Here is a 21,278-nt window from a genome sequence, read left to right on the forward strand (position 1 = left end):
CCCCTATTGCCACAGAAGGACGGGGCGTGAGGGAATCGCGGCACGACCCCCTTCCCCCCCCGCTCCCGGTACGGGGGGGACACGCCTTTTCCCCCCCCCCCCCCCCCCCCCTCCCCCCCCCCGACCGCGTCATGCCGGGGCGGGGTCCGCCCCGCAACGGGTTCGTCCTCAGTCGCCGGACGGGTCCGACAGGCCCAGTTCCCGCCGCAGGTACCGCGCCGTGAACGACTTGGGGTGGCGCAGCAGTTCGGCCGGCGTGCCCTCGAAGACGATCTCGCCGCCGTGCTTACCGCCGTCCGGGCCCAGATCGATCACCCAGTCGGCCCGCTTGACCACGTCCATGTTGTGCTCGACGCAGATCACCGAGTTCCCCGCGTCCACCAGCCGGTCGAGCAGCGCGAGCAGGGTCCCCACGTCCGCCATGTGCAGTCCGGTGGTCGGTTCGTCCAGGACGTACACGCTGCCCGTACGGTGCAGCTGGGTCGCCAGCTTGATGCGCTGCCGCTCCCCGCCCGACAGCGAGCTGAGCGGCTGACCGAGCGTCAGATACGTCAGGCCCACGTCGTTCAGGGTCCGGAGCTTGCGCAGCAGGGGCTTGTCGCCGGCGAACTTTTCGAAAAACGGGATCGCCTGAGCGGCCGTCATGTCCAGGACCTCGACGATCGACCGCCCGCCCACCTTGTGCGCGAGTACCTCGTCGTTGAACCGCCGACCCTCGCAGACCTGGCACACGGTCGTCACCGGATCCATGAACGCCAGATCGGTGTAGATGATGCCGCGGCCCGCGCACTCGGCGCAGGCGCCCGCCGAGTTGAAGCTGAAGAGGCCGGGCTGGACGCGGTTCACCTTCGCGAACACCTTGCGGACGGTGTCCATGACGCCGATGTAGGACGCCGGGGTGGACCGCGACGAAGCCGTGATCGCGCCCTGGTCGATGACCACCGCGTCCGGGTGGGCGGCCGTGAAGACCTCGGAGACCAGCGTCGACTTCCCCGACCCCGCGACACCGGTCACCGCCGTCAGCACCCCGGCCGGGAACTGTACGTCGATGCCCTTCAGATTGTGCAACGCGGCCCCGCGCACCGGCAGTTGGCCCCTGGGGGAGCGGAAGCGCTCCTTCATCGGGGTACGGCTCACCAGATGCCGCCCGGTGAGCGTGTCGGCCTCCCGCAGGGCTTCCACGGTCCCCTCGAACACCACCTGCCCGCCGTCCGCGCCCGCCCGCGGCCCCATGTCGACGACATGGTCCGCGATCGCCACCACATCGGGGTCGTGCTCCACCACCAGCACCGTGTTGCCCCGGTCGCGCAGCCGCCGCAGCAGATCGTTCAGCCGCCCCACGTCGCGCGGGTGCAGCCCCACGCTCGGCTCGTCGAAGATGAACGTCAGCCCCGTCAGCGAGCTCCCCAGATGGCGCACCATCTTGAGCCGCTGGCCCTCACCGCCGGACAGTGTCGTCGTCTCCCGGTCCAGACTCAGATAGCCGAGCCCGATCCCGACCAGCCGGTCCAGCCGGGCGCGCGCGGCGGCGGCGATCGGCGTCGCCACCGGATCGTCGATCCGCGCCAGCACCTCGGCCAGGTCGGCGACCTCCATCCGCGTGAAGTCCGCGATGGACAGACCGTCGATACGGGTGGCGAGGGCCGCCTGGTTCAGCCGGGCCCCGCCGCACGCGTCGCACACCCGCTCCGAGGTGAAACGGGCCGCGGCCTCCTTGCGCTTCTCGGACATGCCGGCCGTGTCGCGCTTGAGGAACAGCCGGGTGAAACGGCCCACGATCCCCTCGAACCGCACGTCGGCCGATCCCGCCCGCATCTCCACCTTCACGGTGAAGTCGCCGCCGTGCAGCAGCATGTGACGTTCCTCGTCGGTGTACCGGTCGATCGGCTTGTCCGGGTCGAAGTGCCCCGATCCGGCGTACAGGTTCCACTCCCAGCCGCCCACCGTCAGCCCCGGCAGCAGCAGCGCGCCCTCGTTCAGGGACTTCGACCAGTCGACCGCGCGTTCGATGTCCAGCCGCACCACCCGGCCCACGCCGTCGCACTCCGGGCACATGCCGGAGGGGTCGTTGAAGGAGTACGCGGTGGCCGCCCCCGCGCTCGGTGTGCCGTACCGCGAGAACAGCACTCGGATCACCGAGTAGATGTCGGTCATCGTGCCGACGGTGGAGCGGACGTTGCCGCCGACTGGCTTCTGGTCGATGACGATCGCCACCGACAGGTCGTCGATCGCCTCGACGTGCGGCCGCTCGTACTTGGGGAGCCGGTTCCTGATGTACGTCGTGAAGGTCTCGTTGAGCTGTCGCCGGGACTCCACGGCGATGGTGTCGAAGACGATCGAGGACTTGCCGGAGCCGGAGACACCGGTGAAGACGGTGATCCGGTCCTTCGGGATGGTCAGCGAGACGTTCCTGAGGTTGTTCTCACGGGCGCCCACGATGGTGATGTTCTGTGGCATGCGCCCGAACCTAATCGGGAAACCAGACAGCTCCTGTCCGGTTTCCGAAGAGATCCTCAGAAGGGCTGACCTGCCCTTACCTCCTCCGCCGTGGTGTCGCGCAGCTCCCCGTCGAGCAGTGGCCAACGGGTGACACCGATCGACTCCAGGAACGGCACGTCGTGGCTCGCCACGACCGGCGCGCCCCGGTACGACTCCGACGAGGCCGGTTCTGCCAGGGCCCACGGCCAGTTATAAGTCGTCGAACACGACACTTCCGTCCGGCCATCCGAAGGAGAGCGCGGAGCAGGTGATTTGCGCGGAAGTGGACCTACGGGTCTCCAGGCTGCTGCGAAGGGATGCGGGGCAACGGTGGGAGACACCGGCGGAGGGCACCGGGGAAGGGACGGCTCGATCGCCGAGGTCGCACGCGGTGCGCGCGGGCAGTGAGCCGCGCGGCACGGTGTCTCAGGACCTCAGAGGAGCAACGTCCTACTCCGTTCGGTGACAACAGGAACGCCGAACACCGTACGAGCGCGCCGGGGAGGGGGCAACGCGTTGTCTGTGGCGGGTGGCGGGTGGCGGGTGGCGGGTGGCGGGTGGCTGCCGAGCCGGGGTTCAGCAGGCGTCGCGCAGCAACTCCGTGAGGTCGTGGTCCAGATCGAGATGCAGATGCTCGCGGCCGACCGGGACCATGCCCAGGGAGCGGTCGAGGAAGCGCCGCACCTCCGAGGTGCGCACATGGACCATCGCGACACCCTCGGGGGCGTGGAACTCCAGGACCGTACGGTCGTAGCCGAACGGCCGCACCCGTACGTCACCGAGTCCGGCCGGCTCCTCCATCCCGGCGGTCAGCAGCTCACGGGAGAACGCCCAGGACACCTCCGTGCCCTCCAGCGTCGCCGTGGGCGGGAACGCCATCCGCACGGCGAACGGGTCCTCGCCGTCGTACCGCAGGGTGGCGGGAACGGTCTCCAGCTGCGGCGCCGAGGCGACCAGCCGGGCTTGCAGGGCCTGCTCGATGACGGTGGACAAGGCCAGCTCCCCTTCGCACGGCTCGGGCGGATGTGCGTCTTCCGCTACAGGGAAGGACGACGTAGCGCTCCGAAGAGTGCTCGGAGAACGGCGTGACCTACGTCACCGTTTCCGCTACTCGCCGGTCGGGGCTCACCGCGACGGCCGCTGCCCGCGGTACCGGGCCGGCCCGTGTCCTCGATCCCCGGACGAGCCCCATTTGCAGCCCGTCGGACGATTGAGGGCGAACCGGCCCGCGGCTCTAGGCTGGCGCACCATGAGGACCATCAGGACGCCCGTCGACGAGGCCGACGCCCGTGCCGTGCAGGACGAGTTGCGGCGGCTCGTCGTGCTCGACGAGGCGGGGCCCGCGGCCGGGACCGGGCCGGTGACCGGCGTCGACGTCGCGTACGACGACGAACGGGACGTCGTCGCCGCCGCGGCCGTCGTCCTCGACCCCGTCACCCTCGACGTCGTCGACCGGGCGACCGCTGTCGGCCGGGTCGCCTTCCCCTACGTCCCGGGGCTCCTCGCCTTCCGTGAGATCCCCACCGTCCTCGCCGCGCTCGACGCCCTGACGTCGGACCCGGGGCTGGTCGTCTGCGACGGCTACGGCCGCGCCCACCCGCGCCGGTTCGGCCTCGCCAGCCACCTCGGCGTGCTGACCGGGCTGCCGGTGATCGGTGTCGCCAAGAACCCCTTCACCTTCTCGTACGAGCAGCCCGCCGGCCGGCGCGGCGACTGCTCGCCGCTGCTGGCCGACGACGGCGAGGAGGTGGGCCGGGCGCTGCGCACACAGGACGGTGTGAAGCCCGTCTTCGTCTCGGTCGGGCACCGGACCGATCTCGACACCGCCTGCGCGCACACCCTGCGTCTCGCCCGGGACTTCCGTATCCCGGAGACGACCCGCAGGGCCGACACCCTCTGCCGCCAAGCGCTGCGCGACGCGGTGGAGGGCACGCGCGGAAAGTGATCCGGCGTGCGGCGACGAGTTCCGCGCGTCACCCCGGTCAGTCCTGGGTACGGGTGCGGCGGCCCGTGCCGGGGGCGGGCCGCCGCACTCACGCGGTCTCAGCGCGAGTGCGCCACCCGGAAGGTCATCCCGGCCGACCGCAGCCGTTCCAGCAGCGCGTCACCCATCGCGGTGACCGTGGTGACCTGCCCCGACGTATGCGGAAGGTCGTCGAAGGCCAGGCTCAGCGCCGCCTCGGCGAGTATCTTCGCCGTCTCGTCGTACCCCGGGTCACCGCCCGCGACCTCGGTGAACACCCTGCGCCCACCGCCCTCGCCCACGAACCGCACCGTGAACCAACTGCTGCCCCTGCGCGCCTCGCTGGGCCCCGAACCCGGCTCGAAGCGGTTCATCAGCGCCCGCCGCACCGCGGGCACCTGTGCCAGCGCGGCACCCGCCCCCGCGGCCACCGTGCCGCCCAGGGCGACCGGCAGGGACTTGACGGCGGCGAAGTGCCGGTAGCGGAAGTCGGGGCCGTAACGCTGCACCGCCGCCGCCGAGCGCGCCACCACCTGAGCGTCGAGGGTGGGCAGCGGCAGCGCCCAGGCGCCGGTCTCCTTGCTGAAGTGCGGTGTGCCCAGCGGTCCGACGGCCCGGCGGCCGACCAGCCGGGGCTCGTGCAGCCGCCGCTGCCTCGCCGCCTCCATGGTCTGCCGTCCGCGGCTCAGCGCGTTCAGGGCCGAGGCGAGCGTCCCGCCGGAGAAGAACGCGTTGGTGCGGACGAAACCGTCGATGCGCAGCGGCACGTCCGGCGGGAGCTGCCGGACCGTGAAGTACGCGCCCAGATCGTGCGGTACCGAGTCGAACCCGCAGGCGTGCACCAGCCGCGCCCCGGTCTGCCGCGCCCGGTCCTCGTACGCCACGTACATCCGGTCGACGAACTCCGGCTCGCCGCAGAGGTCCGCGTAGTCCGTGCCGGCCTCGGCGCAGGCGGCGACGAGGTTCTCGCCGTGCCAGACGTACGGGCCCACCGTCGTGGCGAGCACCCGGGTGGACTCGGCGAGCGCCCGCAGCGACGCCGGGTCCCCGGAGTCGGCCACCAGCAGGGGCAGGTCCGCGCAGCGCGGGGAGAGCCGGGCCAGCCCGGCCCGCAGTTGCTCCAGCTTGGCCAGGTCGCGGCCCGCCACCGCCCACCGGCAGTCGTCGGGTGCGCTGAGGGCGAGATACTCGGCCGTGAGTCTCCCGACGAAGCCCGTCGCCCCGAAGAGCACCACGTCGTACGGGCGTTCCGCCCCGTTCTGCCTGTTCATCGAGTCTCCGCCGTTCGAGCCGCGCCGTCGCCGGTGCGGTGGTCGGTGCCGTTGTCCGTGCCGTTCCTTGCCCTGTCCGTGCGTTGTCGGGGGCCGAGGCTAGCGCCTGTGGCGGCGGACCGGCCGGGCGGGTGACCAGCATCGGACGCCGGGGGTGTCACCCGGGGCGGCGATCGTCCGGAAGTCTGCGACCATCGAGGAGAACAAGCGCTTGCTTGCCCGGCGCCCCGGCGGGGCTTGTGCACCGTGGTGGGCGTTCCTAACATCATTGCTGTTACATCGTTGGTGTCACACCGCTGGGAGAGCTGACCATGACGGCGACAACGAACGGCCCGCTGGCCGGGGTGCGGGTGGTCGAGCTGGCCGGTATCGGGCCCGGCCCGTTCGCCGCCATGCAGCTGGCGGACCTCGGCGCCGACGTCGTACGCGTCGACCGGCCGGGCGGCGCCGGGCTCGGGATCGACCCCCGGTACGACCTGATGAACCGCAACAAGCGCTCCGTGCTCCTCGACCTCAAGTCCGACGACGGACCCGGCCGACTCCTCGACCTCGCCGAACGCGCCGACGTCCTCATCGAGGGCTACCGGCCCGGCGTCGCCGAACGCCTCGGCGTCGGCCCGCGGGAGTGCCTCGCCCGCAATCCCCGCCTCGTGTACGGCAGGATGACCGGCTGGGGCCAGGACGGCCCGCTCGCCCAGCGCGCCGGGCACGACATCGACTACATCGCCGTCGCGGGCACCCTCTCCATGTTCGGCGAAGCCGGCCGGCCGCCCACCGTCCCCGCCAACCTCGTCGGCGACTACGCGGGCGGCTCGCTCTACCTCGTCATCGGGATCCTCGCGGCCCTCCAGCACGCCCGCACACCCGGCGGCACCGGCCAGGTCGTGGACGCGGCCATCGTCGACGGCGCCGCGCATCTGACGACGATGATCCACGCCATGTCCGCGGCCGGCGGCTGGCAGGACCGGCGCGGGGCCAACCTGCTGGACGGCGGCGCCCCCTTCTACGGCAACTACGAGACCGCGGACGGCGAGTACATGGCCGTCGGAGCGCTGGAGCAGCGGTTCTACAACGAGTTCATCGACCTGCTCGGCATCAAGGACGACGTACCCGCCCGCAAGGACTTCGCGCGCTGGGGCGAGCTGAGGGCCGCCGTCACCGCCCGGTTCAAGGAGCGGACCCGCGCCGAGTGGACGGCCGTCTTCGAGGACTCCGACGCGTGCGTGGCGCCCGTACTGTCGCTGCGCGAGGCCCCCGCCCATCCGCACCTGACGGCCCGCGGCACCTTCGTCGACCACGCGGGCATCACCCAGCCCGCCCCCGCACCGCGCTTCTCGGCGACACCCACCTCCGTACGGAGCGCGCCCGCGCTGCCGGGGGCCGACAGCGAACGCGTCGCCGACGACTGGGACGTCCCGAGCGTCAGGAGCGGCACCGCCCCGTCCACCAGCACCTCCAACGACCCCGAAAGGCCGCTGTCTTGAGTACCGAAGCGTATGTGTTCGACGCGATCCGCACCCCGCGCGGTCGTGGCAAGGCCAACGGCGCCCTGCACGGCACCAAGCCGATCGACCTCGTCGTCGGCCTGATCCACGAGATCCGCGCCCGGTTCCCCGATCTCGACCCGGCGGCGATCGACGACATCGTGCTCGGTGTCGTCAGCCCCCTCGGTGACCAGGGCTCCGACATCGCGCGCACCGCCGCCGTCGCCGCCGGACTTCCCGACACCGTCGCCGGATTCCAGGAGAGCCGCTTCTGTGCCTCCGGCCTCGAAGCCGTCAACCTGGCCGCCGCCAAGGTCCGTTCGGGCTGGGAGGACCTGATCCTGGCCGGCGGCGTCGAGTCGATGTCCCGCGTCCCGATGGGCTCCGACGGCGGCGCCTGGGCGATGGACCCGATGACCAACATCCGTACCGGCTTCGCCCCCCAGGGCATCGGGGCCGACCTGATCGCCACCGTCGGCGGCTTCACCCGGCGCGACGTCGACGAGTTCGCCGCGCTGTCGCAGGAGCGCGCGGCGGCGGCCTGGAAGGACGGCCGGTTCGCCCGCTCCGTCGTCCCCGTCCGCGACATCAACGGGCTCACCGTCCTCGACCACGACGAGCACCTGCGGCCCGGCACCACGGCCGACACGCTCGCCTCGCTCAAGCCGTCGTTCGCGCAGATCGGCGACCTCGGCGGATTCGACGCGGTGGCGCTCCGCAAGTACCACTGGATCGAGAGGATCGACCACGTCCACCACGCGGGCAACTCCTCCGGCATCGTCGACGGCGCCTCCCTCGTCGCCATCGGCTCCAAGGAGACCGGCGAGCGGTACGGCATGACGCCCCGCGCCCGTATCGTCTCGGCCGCAGTGTCCGGCTCCGAGCCCACGATCATGCTCACCGGCCCGGCGCCCGCCAGCCGCAAGGCGCTCGCCAAGGCCGGACTGACCATCGGCGACATCGACCTCGTGGAGGTCAACGAGGCGTTCGCCGCCGTCGTCCTGCGCTTCGTCACCGAGATGGGCATCTCCCTGGACCGGGTCAATGTCAACGGCGGCGCCATCGCGCTCGGCCACCCGCTCGGCGCCACCGGCGCGATGATCCTCGGCACCCTCGTGGACGAACTGGAGCGCCAGGACAAGCGGTACGGCCTCGCCACGCTCTGCGTCGGCGGCGGCATGGGTGTCGCCACGATCGTCGAACGCGTCTGACCATCCCGTCCGCCAAGCACCTCTTCGCTACGGAGCAGCAGCATGAGCGAGTCCACCACCATCCGCTGGGAGCAGGACGGGACCGGTGTCGTCACCCTCGTCCTCGACGACCCCGCCCAGTCGGCCAACACCATGAACCAGGGCTTCCGGACCTCGATCGCCGCGATCGCGGCACGTGCCGAGGCAGAGAAGGACGCCATCCGGGGCATCATCGTCACCTCCGCCAAGAAGACCTTCTTCGCCGGCGGCGACCTCAAGGACATGATCAAACTCGGTCCGGACGACGCGCGACAGGCGTTCGACGCCGGACTGGCCGTCAAGCGGGCCCTGCGTACCATCGAGACGCTCGGCAAGCCCGTCGTCGCCGCCATCAACGGCGCGGCCCTGGGCGGCGGTTACGAGATCGCGCTCGCCTGCCACCACCGCGTCGCGCTCGACGCGCCCGGCTCCAAGATCGGGCTGCCCGAGGTCACCCTCGGCCTGCTGCCCGCGGGCGGCGGCGTCACCCGTACCGTACGGCTCCTCGGCATCTCCGACGCGCTGCTGAAGGTATTGCTCCAGGGCACCCAGTACTCGCCGCGCCGCGCGCTGGAGAGCGGTCTCGTCCATGAGGTCGCCGCCACCACCGAGGAGATGCTGGACCGGGCGCGCGCCTTCATCGACGCGCATCCCAAGTCGTCACAGCCGTGGGACGTCAAGGGCTACAAGATCCCCGGCGGTACGCCGTCCAACCCGCGCTTCGCCGCGAACCTCCCCGCCTTCCCGGCCAACCTCCTGAAGCAGACCGGCGGCGCCCCCTACCCCGCCCCCCGCAACATCCTCGCCGCCGCGGTCGAGGGCTCACAGGTCGACTTCGAGACCGCGCAGGTCATCGAGGCCAGGTACTTCACCGAGCTGGTCACCGGGCAGACTGCCAAGAACATGATCCAGGCGTTCTTCTTCGACCTCCAGGCGGTCAACTCCGGCGCCAGCCGCCCCAAGGACATCGACCGGCGCACCGTGCGCAAGGTCGCCGTCCTCGGCGCCGGGATGATGGGCGCGGGCATCGCCTACTCGTGCGCCCGCGCCGGTATCGACGTCGTCCTCAAGGACGTCACGGCCGAAGCGGCGGGCAAGGGCAAGGCGTACTCGGAGAAGCTGCTGGCCAAGGCGGTCTCCCGGGGCCGTACGAGCGAGGCCGACCGGGACGCGCTGCTGGCCCGGATCACCCCCACCGGCGAGGTGGCCGACCTCGCGGGCTGTGACGCGGTGATCGAGGCGGTCTTCGAGGACACGGCGCTCAAGCACCGCGTCTTCCAGGAGATCCAGGACGTGGTCGAGCCCGACGCGCTCCTGTGCTCCAACACCTCGACGCTGCCCATCACGGCCCTCGCCGAAGGCATCGCGCGCCCGGCCGACTTCATCGGACTGCACTTCTTCTCGCCCGTCGACAAGATGCCGCTCGTGGAGATCATCAAGGGCGGCGGGACCGGCGACGAGGCGCTCGCCCGCGCCTTCGACCTCGTACGGCAGATCAGGAAGACCCCGATCGTCGTCAACGACTCGCGCGGCTTCTTCACCTCGCGCGTCATCGGCCGGTTCATCAACGAGGGCGTCGCGATGGTCGCCGAGGGCGTCGAACCCGCCTCCGTCGAACAGGCCGCGGCCCAGGCCGGCTACCCGGCCAGGGTGCTCTCCCTGATGGACGAACTGACCCTCACCCTGCCGCGCAGGATCCGCGACGAGACCCGGCGCGCGGTCGAGGAGTCCGGCGGCACCTGGACCCCGCACCCCGCCGACGCGGTCATCGACCGCATGGTGGACGACTTCGGCCGCCCCGGGCGCGCCGGCGGCGCGGGCTTCTACGACTACGCCGAGGACGGCACCCGCACCGGTCTCTGGCCGGGCCTGCGCGAGCACTTCACCAAGCCCGGCGCGGACGTGCCGTTCACCGACATGAAGGAGCGCATGCTCTTCTCGGAGGCGCTGGACTCCGTGCGCTGTCTGGACGAGAACGTCCTGACCACCGTCGCGGACGCCAACATCGGCTCCATCATGGGCATCGGGTTCCCGGCCTGGACGGGCGGCGTCCTCCAGTACATCAACGGGTACGAGGGCGGCCTGCCCGGCTTCGTCGCACGGGCCCGTGAACTCGCCGCGACGTACGGGGAGCGCTTCTCGCCGCCCGCGTCACTGGTGGCGAGGGCCGAGCGGGGAGAGACGTTCCACGACGCGAGATAGCGCCCGGCCGGCTGCGGGCCGCGTCTCACCCGTCGGTGAACGCGGCCCGCAGCTCCTCTTTGAGGGAGCGCTGGAACGCGGTCACCAGCGCCTGCACGACCATCGGCTGCATATGGGCCGACAGCGACCGCATCGCGGCCACCCGCTCCGGATCCGGCTCGTTCTCCTCGTACGGGTTCCACACCTCGTCCCGGAAGAGACGTGACAGCGCGTGCGCGGCCGAGCGGGTGTGCTCCAGCAGGACCGTACGGGCGGCGAGGATCGTCTCGTGCGCGATCGGCACGTCCAGCAGCTCCACCCCCAGACGCAGCAGCCCCGGATCGAGCCGGTAGCGGCCGGAAGCGTCGGCACGGGCCAGGACGCCCATGGCCGCCAGTCGGTCGATGTCGTCATCGGTCAGGGCGCGCCCCGCGCGCTTCTCCAGCTCCGCCCGCGTCGCCTCCTCCGCCGAGTCGGGCGCCCAGGTCGCCACCAGCGCCCGGTGTATCGCCAGATCGTGGGCGCTCAGGTCCGGCGGCAGCTGCTCCAGATAGCGTTCGATCGCCGCGAGGGTCATGCCCTGGTGCTGGAGCTCCTCGATGAGCGCGAGCCGGGACAGGTGATCGTGCCCGTAGCGGCCGACCCGGCGCGGTCCGATCACCGGAGGCGGCAGCAGACCCCGGGTGCTGTAGAAGCGGACGGTGCGCACGGTGACACCGGCGCGTGCGGCCAGCTCGTCGACGGTGAGCGTCGGCTCCTGGTCCGCCCCGGCCGCCCGCGCGGCTCCGGCCTCTCTGTCCATACCGACAGTATTGCTGTCTCACCAGTACTGCGAAAGGCAGAGGGGCAGGGAGCAGGCGGCGCGCACCCGCCCGGGAACCCGATCGTGCGCCCCCGGCCGGTGGGGTAATGTGACCCGACCGAAGCAGAGTACGCACCGAGGAGGTGGGACCCATTACCGCAGTGTCAGGCCGGGTGCTCCCCTCCCACGGCCGCGCGGTCCGTCCGACAGGCTGAGACCGCCGGAGCGCCCGTAGGCGCCCCGAAAGGTTTCCATGTCGGCAACACCGTTCTCCCCCACGCTTCCCTCCCTCTCCGCCGTCGTCGCCCGGCTCCGTGCCGCGGGCTGTGTCTTCGCCGAGGACGAGGCTCGGCTGCTCGTCTCCGCCGCGGACGGCCCGGCGTCCCTCATCCGGATGGTGAACCGCCGCACCGCCGGACTGCCCCTGGAACACGTCATCGGCTGGGCCGAGTTCCACGGCCTGCGGATCGCCGTCGACGCCGGGGTCTTCGTCCCCCGGCGGCGCACCGAGTTCCTCGTCCGGCAGGCGGCGGCCCTGCTGAATCAGACCGCCGCCGGCCGACCCGCCGTCGTCGTCGACCTCTGCTGCGGCTCGGGCGCGCTCGGTGCCGCGCTGCTCGCCACCGCGCACGGCCCCGTCGAGCTGTACGCCTGCGACATCGACCCGGCGGCCGTGGCGTGCGCCCGCCGCAACGTCGGCGCCGGCGGCACCGTCCTCGAAGGGGACCTCTTCGACGCGCTGCCGGACGGCCTTCGGAGCCGTATCGACATACTCGTCGCCAACGTGCCCTACGTACCGACCCGCGAGGTCGGGCTCCTGCCGTCCGAGGCGCGTGACCACGAACCGCTGGTGGCGCTCGACGGCGGCGCCGACGGGCTCGACGTGCTGCGCCGGGTGACCGCCGGGGCGGCCCACTGGCTGGCGCCCGGCGGTCATCTGCTGTTCGAGACGAGCGGGCGCCAGGCCCCGGACGCCGTCTCCACCGTCAGGGACGACGGGCTCACTCCACGGGTCGTGACCTCCGAGGAGTGGGAGGCCACCGTCGTCGTCGCCCAGCTGAGGGGCGCCCGGCTCGGGGCGGCGGCGCTCAGTCCAGACCCCCGCGGCCGATGACCTCCGCGTACCAGCGGGCGCTGTCCTTGGGCGTACGCCGCTGGGTCGCGAAGTCGACGTGCACGGCGCCGAACCGTTTGCCGTAGCCGTACGCCCACTCGAAGTTGTCCAGCAGCGACCAGAGGAAGTAGCCGCGCACATCGGCACCGTCCCCGATCGCCCGGTGGACGGCTTCGAGATGGGCGCGCAGATACGCGACGCGTTCCGGGTCGTGGACCGCGCCGGACGGGTCCGCGTAGTCGTCGTACGCCGCGCCGTTCTCGGTGACCAGCAGCGGGACGTCCGGCAGTTCGTCGCGCAACCCCGTGAGCAGGTCGTACAGCCCGGTGGCGTCGACCGGCCAGTCCATGGCCGTACGCGGACCCGGAGCCGGGACGAAACGCACGTGCTCCTCGGCGCCGGGCCACGGTGACGGCGCGTCGGACGTACCGCTGGCGACCACGGTGGGGGAGTAGTAGTTGATCCCCAGCGAGTCGACCGGGGCGGAGATCGTCGCCAGATCGCCGTCCTTCACGAACGACCAGTCGGTGAGCGCGGCGGTGTCGTCGACGAGATCGCGCGGCAGACGGCCGTGGAAGACGGGGTCCAGGAAGACACGGTTGCCGAGCGCGTCGATCCGGTGCACGGCGTCGAGATCCTCGGCGGAGTCCGTCAGCGGCCGTACGGCGTGCAGATTGAGCGTCAGCGACACCTCCGCCTTCGCCGGCAGCGCGTCACGCAGGACACCGGTCGCCAGTCCGTGCGCCAGATTGAGATGGTGCGCGGCACGCAGCGCGGCCCCCGGCCGGGTGTGGCCCGGTGCGTGGACACCCGCCGAGTACCCCAGGAACGCCGCGCACCAGGGCTCGTTGAGCGTCGTCCAGGTCGGCACCCGGTCGCCGAGCGCCCCGGCCACGATCCCCGCGTACTCGGCGAACCGCTGCGCGGTCTCCCGGTGCGGCCAGCCGCCCGCGTCCTCCAGCTCCTGCGGCAGGTCCCAGTGGTAGAGCGTGAGGACCGGGCGGATCCCGGCGAGGAGCAGCTCGTCGACCAGCCGCCGGTAGAAGTCGAGGCCGCGCTGCACGGCGGGACCCCGGCCGGTCGGCTGGACGCGCGGCCAGGACACCGAGAAGCGGTAGTCCGTGACGCCCAGCTCCTTCATCAGCGCGACGTCTTCGGTCATCCGGTGGTAGTGGTCGGCGGCGATGTCGCCGGTGTCGCCGTTGCGGACCTTGCCGGGCTTGCGGCTGAAGGTGTCCCAGATGGACGGGGTCCGCCCGTCCTCGGAGGCGGCCCCCTCGATCTGGTACGCGGCGGTGGCCGTCCCCCAGCGGAAGCCGGAGGGGAACAACCGCCGCTCCGTCGTGGTCTCGGGGCGTGCGTCGACAGCGGTCATGGAAGGAACTCCAGAGAAGTGGGACGGTGCGGTGGGGGGAGGTGGCGCGGGCGCCGGGGAGGTGTGGGGGCGGGGGCGCGGTCGTCCGCCCGGTGAATCAGTCCGGTGACTCAGCCCTTGACGGCGCCCTGCATGATGCCGCCGACGATCTGCCGGCCGAGCAGCCCGAAGACGAGCAGGACGGGAAGCGTGCCGAGCAGCGTTCCCGCCATGATCACCGACTGGTCGTGGACATAGCCGCCGCCGAGCTGGCGCAGCGCGACCTGGACCGTCGGTTCCTGCGAGGAGAGCGCGATGATCGGCCAGAAGAAGTCGTTCCACGCGGTCATGAAGGTCAGCATGCCGAGGACCGCCATGCCGGGCCGCGCGATGGGCACCACGATCGACCAGAAGATCCGCGCCGTGGACGCGCCGTCGACCCGTGCCGCCTCGATCAACTCGTCGGGCAGCGACTGCACGAGGTACTGCCGCATGAAGAACACCCCGAAGGCGGAGACCAGTCCGGGCAGGATGACGGCCTGGAGCTGGTTCACCCACTGGAGTTCGGCGATGAGCATGAACAGCGGGATCACGCCGAGCTGCGGCGGGATCATCATCGTGCCGATGGTCAGGGCCAGCAGCGCGCCCCGGCCCCGGAAGCGCAGCTTGGCGAAGGCGAACCCGGCCAGCGTGCAGCACAGCACCGTGCCGACGGTGATGGAGCCCGACACGATCAGCGAGTTGAGCAGCGCCTTGCCGATGTCGGCCTCTTCGAGGACCGCCTCGAAGTTGCTGATCAGGTTGGGGCCCGGCAGCAGGGTGGGCGGCACCTTCGCCAGGTCGGCGTTGGAGCGGCTGGCCGCGACGATCGTCCAGTAGAACGGGAACGCCGAGATCAGCAGGGCGACGGTCAGGATGGCGTACGACAGCATGCCGCCGTGCATCGAGCGGGGCTGGCGCCGCTTGCGCCGCTCCGGCGGGGGAGGCGTCCCCCTGGTTCCGGCGGGCGGGGCCGGCGGTGCGGCGAGCGCGGTCATCGGCCGGCCTCCTTGCGTGAACGGCGGCGCACGATCAGGGCGTTGACCCCGACGAGCACCACGATCAGGACGAACATGACCCAGGCGATCGCCGCCGCCCGGCCCAGATGGAAGAAGCCCCAGCCCTGCTCGTACATGTAGAGGCCGAGCGTCTGGTACTGGTGCGAGATACCGCCGGAGATGGACCCCTCGAACAGCAGGGGCTCACCGAAGAGCTGTGTCGCGCCGATGGTCGACACGATGGTGGTGAAGACGATCGTGGGCCGCAGGCCGGGCAGCGTCACATGGACGAACTGCCGCCAGCGGGACGCCCCGTCCATCTCCGCCGCCTCGTACAGCTCGCCCGGAATGGACTGCATGCCCGCCAGATAGATCAGCGCGTTGTAGCCGGTCCAGCGCCACACGACGATGGAGGAGACGGCGATCTGCGAGGCGACCGTGCCCGTCTGCCAGTCGACGGGGCTCACCCCGACCAGCCCGAGCACATAGTTGATCAGCCCGAAGTCCCGGCCGAACAGCTGGGCGAAGACCAGGGTCGCGGCGGCTACCGAGGTGGCGTACGGCAGCAGGATCGCCGTACGGATGAAAGTCCGGCCCCGCAGCTTGTAGTTGAGGAGATGGGCCAGTCCGAGCGCCATCGCGAGCTGCGGGACGGTGGACAGGACACCGATGGTGAACGTGTTCCGCAGCGAGGTCCAGAAGAACTCGTCGGTGAACAGCGCGGTGTAGTTGCCGAATCCGCGCCACTCCATGTCGCCGGGCGTCTGGAGCTCGACCCGGTACAGCGACACGAACGCCGTGTAGATCAGCGGGAAGAGACCGAAGGCGGCGAAGAGGGTGAAGAACGGGGCGATGTAGGCGTACGGGGAGAGCCGGCGCCAGGTGCGCCGAACGGCGGAGGACCCGTCGGTCGCGGGTCCGGGCACCGGCGGCGGCGCGGCCTTCGCGGTGGCGGTGAGGGTCACGGTACGGGTCCTTCGGGGGGAGGAGGGGGAGTGGACACGGGTACGACGGGTCGCGGACGGTGCGGCTCTTCCAGCGACCCGGTTGCGCGGCTTCTTGAGCCGGTCCGGCGTTTGAGGCGACCTGTGCGGCGGGGCGGCCCGGTTGGCCTGGCCGGCCGCATTTCGGCCCGTCCGGCGTTCGAGGACGGACCGGCCCACCGGGCGGGCCCGGTGCCGCCGACCCGCCCATCGCACGGCGGGTTACGCGGGGCGGGGCCCAGAGCCCGGCCCCGCCCCGCCCGCGCCGTCAGCCGATCGTGTTCTCGACGCCCTTCTTGGCGTTCGACCACGCCTTGCCGGGAGCCGTGCCCTTCCGCTCCACCTCGCTCAGCGCGTTGGTGATCTGCTGCGCCACGTTCGCGTCGTGCACACCGAGCACCTGCACCGGCGCCGCCTTGGCCGCCTCACCGAAGATCTGCCCGATCGGCGCGCCCGAGAAGTACGGGTCCTTCGCGTCCGCGACCTGCTCGATCGCCCCCGTGGACGACGGGAAGTTGCCCTGCTTCTCGAAGAGCTTGGCCTGCTGCTCGGGGGCGGTGAGCCACTTGATCAGCTCGTACGCCTCCTCCTTGTGCTCGGCCGCGCGCGGCACCGAGAGGTACGAGCCTCCCCAGTTGCCCGCGCCGCCGGGCAGCTTGGCGATGTCCCACTTGCCCTGGCCCGCGTCGCCCGCCTGGCCCTTCACATAGCCGAGCATCCACGCGGGGCACGGGATGGTGGCGAACGAACCGGCGGCGAACGCCTGGTTCCACTGCGGGGACCACTGGTCGAGCTTGGCGCTCAGACCGGACTCGGCGGCCTCGACGGAGGTGTCCCATGCGGTCTTGACCGCCGGGTTCTTCTCGTAGATCAGCTCGCCGGAGGCGTCGTAGTACCGCTCCTTCTCCTGGCCGATCATGATCGAGTAGAGGCTGCCGACGCTGTCGATCCAGGCGCTCTTGGCGGGTGCCTTCTCCATGTACTGCTCGCCCAGGTCGAGATAGCCCTCCCAGGTGGCCCACTTCTGGGCCAGCTCGGTCCGGTCGGTGGGCAGTCCGGCCTTCTTGAACAAGTCGGTGCGGTAACACATCGCCTCGGGCCCGACGTCCGTGCCCAGACCGAGGATCTTGCCGTCCTTCGTGGTCGCGGCCGACCACTTGGCCTCGGCGAACTCCTTCTCCAGCTTGTCCGCGCCGTACCGCTTCAGGTCCTCGAACTTGTCGGACTGCTGCTGGGTCACCGAGGCGATCCGCCCCACTTCGACCCCCTGGACGTCGGCGAGTCCGCCGCCACCCGCGAGCCGGGTCTGGAGCGACTTCCAGTAGTCCGCCTCGTCCTCGGTGTCGCTCTGCTTGATCTTGACTCCGGGGTTGAGCTTCTCGTACTCCGCGTACAGCCCGGCTTCTTTGTAGCCGAACGCTCCGAAGAGGTCGACGGTCAGGGTGACCTTGCCGCCCGCCTCGTCCGACGAGTCCGACGAACCTGATCCGCAGGCGGCGAGCAGGGCACCGGCGAGTACGACCGCGCCGAGGGTCCGTCCGGTGGACCGGGCGCGTGCGGCGGACGTCCTGACGGTCCGGCAGATGGGCATGGGAAGCCTCCCTTGGCTTCGGGGTGAAGCGAGAGCGACACTTTGAGAGCGCTCTCAGAACGTGCGTCTGGAGCGTGCCCCCACGGCCGCCGCTCCGTCAAGACTCGAACGCATAACGGCGCCGGCCGACCGGCAACCGCCTTCTCCGTCAGCTCTATTGACACTTCGGTTTCAGGAGTTTTACGTTCCTTGACATCTGAGAGCGCTCTCGGACTACCTTTCCCCCCATGACTTCGAGGTGCCGTCGATGCCCACCTCCCGCTCCAGACCTGCCTCTGTGCTGGTTCTGGTCACTGCCATGGCCGCCGTAGGACTGGGTCCTGCCGCAGTCCCCGCCTCGGCCGCGAACATCCCTGTCGGCTCGGGCAGTTACTCCGACACCCGCCCCGCGGGCACGTCCGGGCCGACGAACAACGTCGGTGCCCCGGTCACGCCCAAACTGACCGAGGCGGCCAAGGACAGGCCCGTCCCCACCAACGACTGGTGGACCTCGCTCGCCTACCAGCGTTACGGCGACAACCCGTACTCCACCCCGATGTACGGCCACCCGCTCACCTACCAGGCCACCTCCGGCGGGCTGGAGGTCGGCTATCCCACGACCCCCGCCATCGTGGGTGACGGCCGTCAGTACGAGTACGCGCACAAGGCCGATCTCACCCTCGGTCTGACCGGCCTCAACTCGCCGGACACCAAGGCCGACGACTGGTCGGACTGGACCGTCACCCCGTACTGGTCCGACGGCACCCGCACGCTGCGGACCACCATCGGCCACGGCATGCCCTACGTGTACGCGAAGGGCTCGGGCGGCGACGCGCGCATCACCACCGCGTCGGCGCCCACCGTCTTCTCCGACGACGGCAACGTCCTCGGCATCACCGTCGCCGGACACCACTACGCGCTCTTCGCGCCGACCGGCAGCGACTGGTCGGTCTCGGGCTCCACCGTCACGGCCGGGCTCGGCGACAAGGACTACTTCTCGCTCGCGCTCCTGCCGTCCGAGGACGCGCTGGCGACCTACGCCAAGTACGCCTACAGCTTCGTCACCGGCTCCACCACCAGCTGGAACAGCGGGGGCGGGGACATCGAGGCGACGTACACCCTGACCACCGAGCCGCAGGAGGGCACGGAGAAGGGCACGATCCAGGCCCTCTACCGGCACCAGTGGCTCAACACGACCGACGAGCTCACCCCGTACACCTATGTGTCGCCGCGCGGCACGATGAAGGTGCGCGAGTCGGCCTCCTTCACCACCCGGCAGAAGGCGTCCGGTGTGCTGCCCGCGCTGCCGGAGTCGAACGGGGTCGACGAGGCCGCGCTCAAGGCCCAGTTGAACGAGGTGGTGAACGCCGGTGACCCGTTCTCCGGCGCGACCGACACCTACTGGACCGGCAAGGCGCTCGGCCGGCTCGCCCAACTGGCCCCGATCGCGGACCAGATAGGCGAGAGCGCGACCCGCGACAAGATCGTGGACCTGCTCAAGGGCCGTCTGGAGGAGTGGTTCACGGCAGGCGGCGCCAGTGAGTTCAGCTACGACGACGACTGGAAGACGCTGACCGGCTACCCGGCGTCCTACGGCAGCGACACCGAACTCAACGACCACCACTTCCACTACAGCTACTACGTGTACGCGGCGGCGATCGTCGCCCAGTACGACCAGGCGTGGGCCGCCGAGTCCGCCTGGGGCGGCATGGTCGAGACGCTCGTGCGCGACGCCGCCAACCCCAGCCGTACGGACAGCGACTTCCCGTTCCTGCGCGGCTTCGACGTGTACGCGGGCCACAGCTGGGCCTCCGGACACCAGGGCTTCGCCGCGGGCAACAACCAGGAGTCGTCGTCGGAGTCCATCAACCTCAGCGCGGGACTCGTCCTGTGGGGGTCGGCGACCGGCAACGACGAACTGCGCGACCTGGGTTCGTATCTGCTGGCCACCGAGTCGGAGGCGATCGGCCAGTACTGGTTCGACGCCGACCAGGAGGTCTTCCCCGAGGACTTCCAGCGCGGCACGGTCGGCATGGTGTGGGGCAGCGGCGGCGCGTACTCCACCTGGTGGACCGCCAACCCCGAGGAGATCCACGGCATCAACGTCCTTCCCGTGACCGGCGGTTCACTGCACCTGGGCCGTGAGAAGGAGGCCATCGGCCGCAACATCGCCGAGATGGAGGAGCAGAACGGCGGGCCGGCCGTCGAATGGCGCGACATCCTCTGGGAGTTCGAGGCGATCGCCGACCCGGCGGGTGCCAAGGCCAAGTGGGACGCGGGCCAGGCGGCACTGTCCCCGGAGGCGGGCGAGTCCAAGGCCCATGTCCACCACTGGATCGGCACCCTCGACGCGGTCGGCGCCCCCGATCCGTCGGTGACCGGGTCGATCCCGACCTCGGCCGTCTTCACGAAGGGCGGGGTGAGCACCTACGCGGCGCACAACTTCGCCTCGACGGAGCAGACCGTGACGTTCTCGGACGGCACGACGCTCACGGTGCCGGCACGGTCGGCGGCGAGCACCACGGGCTGAGCGCCCGCCCGTTCCGGGCGCCGAGAGGGCCGGGTGCGACGACGAGCCATCGCCCCACCCCCCACACGCGGCGGGTCCTCGGTCTCAGGCCGAGGCCCGCCGCACCAGCGTGGTCGGCGTGATCACGGAGGCCGGCGACCGCGCCTCCGCGCCGTCCTTGCCGAGTCCGCGCAGCAGCAGCCGCGCCATCAGCCGGCCCTGCCCCTCCACGTCCTGCCGGATCGTGGTCAGCGGCGGGTCGGTGTCCTCCGCGATGGACTCCATGTCGTCGAAGCCGACCAGGGCCACCTCGCCCGGCACCGAGATCCCGCGCTCGCGCAGCACCCGCAGCGCACCGGACGCCATCAGGTCGTTGGCCGCGAACACCGCGTCCAGGTCCGGGCGCCGCTCCAGCAGTTCGCGCATGGCCCGCGCGCCGCTTTCGGCCGTGAACTCGCCCTCGCCGATCAGGCTCGGATCCGCGTCGAGCAGCACGTCGCGGTAGCCGTCGAGCCGGTCCGTGGACGAGGTCTGGTCGGGCGGGCCCGCGATGTGCGCGATGCGTTCGCGCCCGAGGTCGCGCAGGTACTGCACGGCCGCCCGCGCGCCGCCGCGGTTGTCGGCGTCCACGTACGGCACGCCCTGATCGCCGGGCGCCGACGTCCAGCTCGGCCGGCCGCCGTACACCGTCGGTGTGCCCGACCGGCGGATGATGGCCGGCAGCGGGTCGTCGATGTGCAGCGAGAAGGCGAGGGCGCCGTCGACATGGCCGCCCGCCAGATACCGGGCGATCCGCCCGAAGTCGCCGGGACCTTCGAGCAGGAGCAGTACCAACTGCGTGTCGTGGGCGGTCAGTTCCTTGCTGATACCGCGGATCTGCTGCGAGAAGAACGGGTCGGAGAAGATCCGGATCTCCGGCTCGGCGATGATCACGGCGACCGCGCCGGTCCGCCGGGTGACCAGGGTGCGGGCCGCGTGGTTCGGTACGTACCCCAGTTCATCGACGGCCCTCAGCACCTTGTCGACCAGCGGCTGCCGCACCCCCGCACCGCCGTTGACGACCCGGGACGCGGTGGCCCGGGAGACGCCGGCACGCTCCGCGACGGCTTCCAGCGTGGGCCGGGACCCAGATGACTGCTCGGGCAAGGCGGGCGCTCCTCGTCGGTGGCCGTGCGGGTGTGCACGGCCCTGTACTGGCCGGTGGACACGGGTGTGTCCGGGAGGGACCCGGCGGCGGTGGGGGAGACCGTACGGGCCGCCGGACCGGTACAGGGTATCCGCTGCCACCGAACCCTAGAGAGCG

General features: G+C 71.2%; 15 protein-coding genes. 6 read left to right on the plus strand and 9 right to left on the minus strand.

The window, feature by feature from the left end:
* Positions 1–168 precede the first annotated feature (168 nt).
* Together ACZ61E_RS30595 and ssgD are read right to left on the minus strand one after the other, a co-directional pair.
* A complete protein-coding gene (locus ACZ61E_RS30595) occupies positions 169–2,457 on the minus strand; it encodes an ATP-binding cassette domain-containing protein (RefSeq protein WP_469703458.1) in 2,289 nt (762 codons plus the stop codon).
* Positions 2,458–3,054: 597 nt separating this feature from the next.
* Positions 3,055–3,471, minus strand: a complete 417-nt coding sequence (gene ssgD, locus ACZ61E_RS30600; protein ID WP_469703460.1) for a spore wall synthesis regulator SsgD — start codon at positions 3,469–3,471, stop codon at positions 3,055–3,057.
* A 256-nt stretch (positions 3,472–3,727) separates the two neighbouring features.
* Between ssgD and ACZ61E_RS30605 the strand changes: the two genes are divergently transcribed.
* Positions 3,728–4,423: an endonuclease V gene (locus ACZ61E_RS30605; RefSeq protein WP_469703461.1), complete on the plus strand. Its 696-nt coding sequence runs from the start codon at positions 3,728–3,730 to the stop codon at positions 4,421–4,423.
* Positions 4,424–4,521: 98 nt separating this feature from the next.
* Here the strand turns inward: ACZ61E_RS30605 and ACZ61E_RS30610 are convergent, their stop codons facing one another.
* The gene (locus ACZ61E_RS30610) at positions 4,522–5,712 is read right to left on the minus strand and encodes a saccharopine dehydrogenase family protein (RefSeq protein ID WP_469703463.1); all 1,191 of its coding nucleotides are present in this window, start codon (positions 5,710–5,712) and stop codon (positions 4,522–4,524) included.
* A 311-nt stretch (positions 5,713–6,023) separates the two neighbouring features.
* Here ACZ61E_RS30610 and ACZ61E_RS30615 point away from each other — a divergent pair, with 311 nt between their 5' ends.
* The 3 genes from ACZ61E_RS30615 to ACZ61E_RS30625 are packed head-to-tail and all read left to right on the plus strand — an operon-like array spanning position 6,024 to position 10,627.
* The gene (locus tag ACZ61E_RS30615) at positions 6,024–7,196 is read left to right on the plus strand and encodes a CaiB/BaiF CoA transferase family protein (RefSeq protein ID WP_469703465.1); all 1,173 of its coding nucleotides are present in this window, start codon (positions 6,024–6,026) and stop codon (positions 7,194–7,196) included.
* Complete coding sequence (locus tag ACZ61E_RS30620) at positions 7,193–8,407, plus strand: acetyl-CoA C-acetyltransferase (protein WP_469703467.1); 1,215 nt, start codon at positions 7,193–7,195, stop codon at positions 8,405–8,407. Before ACZ61E_RS30615 ends, ACZ61E_RS30620 begins: the two co-directional genes overlap by 4 nt.
* 42 nt (positions 8,408–8,449) lie before the next feature.
* Entirely contained in the window at positions 8,450–10,627 is a 2,178-nt protein-coding gene (locus tag ACZ61E_RS30625) for a 3-hydroxyacyl-CoA dehydrogenase NAD-binding domain-containing protein (protein ID WP_469703469.1), read from the plus strand.
* Positions 10,628–10,652: 25 nt separating this feature from the next.
* On the opposite strand, the gene ACZ61E_RS30630 is transcribed toward ACZ61E_RS30625, so the two are convergent.
* Positions 10,653–11,408: a MerR family transcriptional regulator gene (locus ACZ61E_RS30630; protein ID WP_469703470.1), complete on the minus strand. Its 756-nt coding sequence runs from the start codon at positions 11,406–11,408 to the stop codon at positions 10,653–10,655.
* A gap of 253 nt (positions 11,409–11,661) precedes the next feature.
* Here ACZ61E_RS30630 and ACZ61E_RS30635 point away from each other — a divergent pair, with 253 nt between their 5' ends.
* Complete coding sequence (locus tag ACZ61E_RS30635) at positions 11,662–12,522, plus strand: putative protein N(5)-glutamine methyltransferase (protein ID WP_469703472.1); 861 nt, start codon at positions 11,662–11,664, stop codon at positions 12,520–12,522.
* Here the strand turns inward: ACZ61E_RS30635 and ACZ61E_RS30640 are convergent.
* The 4 genes from ACZ61E_RS30640 to ACZ61E_RS30655 all read right to left on the minus strand — a co-directional run bounded on the left by ACZ61E_RS30640 (position 12,497) and on the right by ACZ61E_RS30655 (position 17,487).
* On the minus strand, positions 12,497–13,897 hold the full coding sequence (locus ACZ61E_RS30640) for a GH1 family beta-glucosidase (RefSeq protein WP_469703474.1): 1,401 nt from the start codon (positions 13,895–13,897) through the stop codon (positions 12,497–12,499). The two genes, ACZ61E_RS30635 and ACZ61E_RS30640, sit on opposite strands and share 26 nt — an antisense overlap.
* A gap of 110 nt (positions 13,898–14,007) precedes the next feature.
* A complete protein-coding gene (locus ACZ61E_RS30645) occupies positions 14,008–14,913 on the minus strand; it encodes a carbohydrate ABC transporter permease (RefSeq protein WP_469703475.1) in 906 nt (301 codons plus the stop codon).
* Positions 14,910–15,878 carry a carbohydrate ABC transporter permease gene (locus tag ACZ61E_RS30650; protein ID WP_469703477.1) on the minus strand — a complete coding sequence of 323 codons (969 nt, stop codon included), beginning with the start codon at positions 15,876–15,878 and terminating at the stop codon, positions 14,910–14,912. Before ACZ61E_RS30650 ends, ACZ61E_RS30645 begins: the two co-directional genes overlap by 4 nt.
* A gap of 286 nt (positions 15,879–16,164) precedes the next feature.
* Entirely contained in the window at positions 16,165–17,487 is a 1,323-nt protein-coding gene (locus ACZ61E_RS30655) for an ABC transporter substrate-binding protein (protein ID WP_469703478.1), read from the minus strand.
* Between the two features lie 247 nt (positions 17,488–17,734).
* On the opposite strand from ACZ61E_RS30655, the gene ACZ61E_RS30660 reads away from it, so the two are divergent.
* Positions 17,735–19,996: a glycosyl hydrolase gene (locus ACZ61E_RS30660; protein ID WP_469703480.1), complete on the plus strand. Its 2,262-nt coding sequence runs from the start codon at positions 17,735–17,737 to the stop codon at positions 19,994–19,996.
* 84 nt (positions 19,997–20,080) lie between these two features.
* On the opposite strand, the gene ACZ61E_RS30665 is transcribed toward ACZ61E_RS30660, so the two are convergent.
* Entirely contained in the window at positions 20,081–21,121 is a 1,041-nt protein-coding gene (locus tag ACZ61E_RS30665) for a LacI family DNA-binding transcriptional regulator (protein WP_469703482.1), read from the minus strand.
* Positions 21,122–21,278: the final 157 nt, after the last annotated feature.

The organism is Streptomyces sp. NPDC104581, from assembly GCF_055583685.1.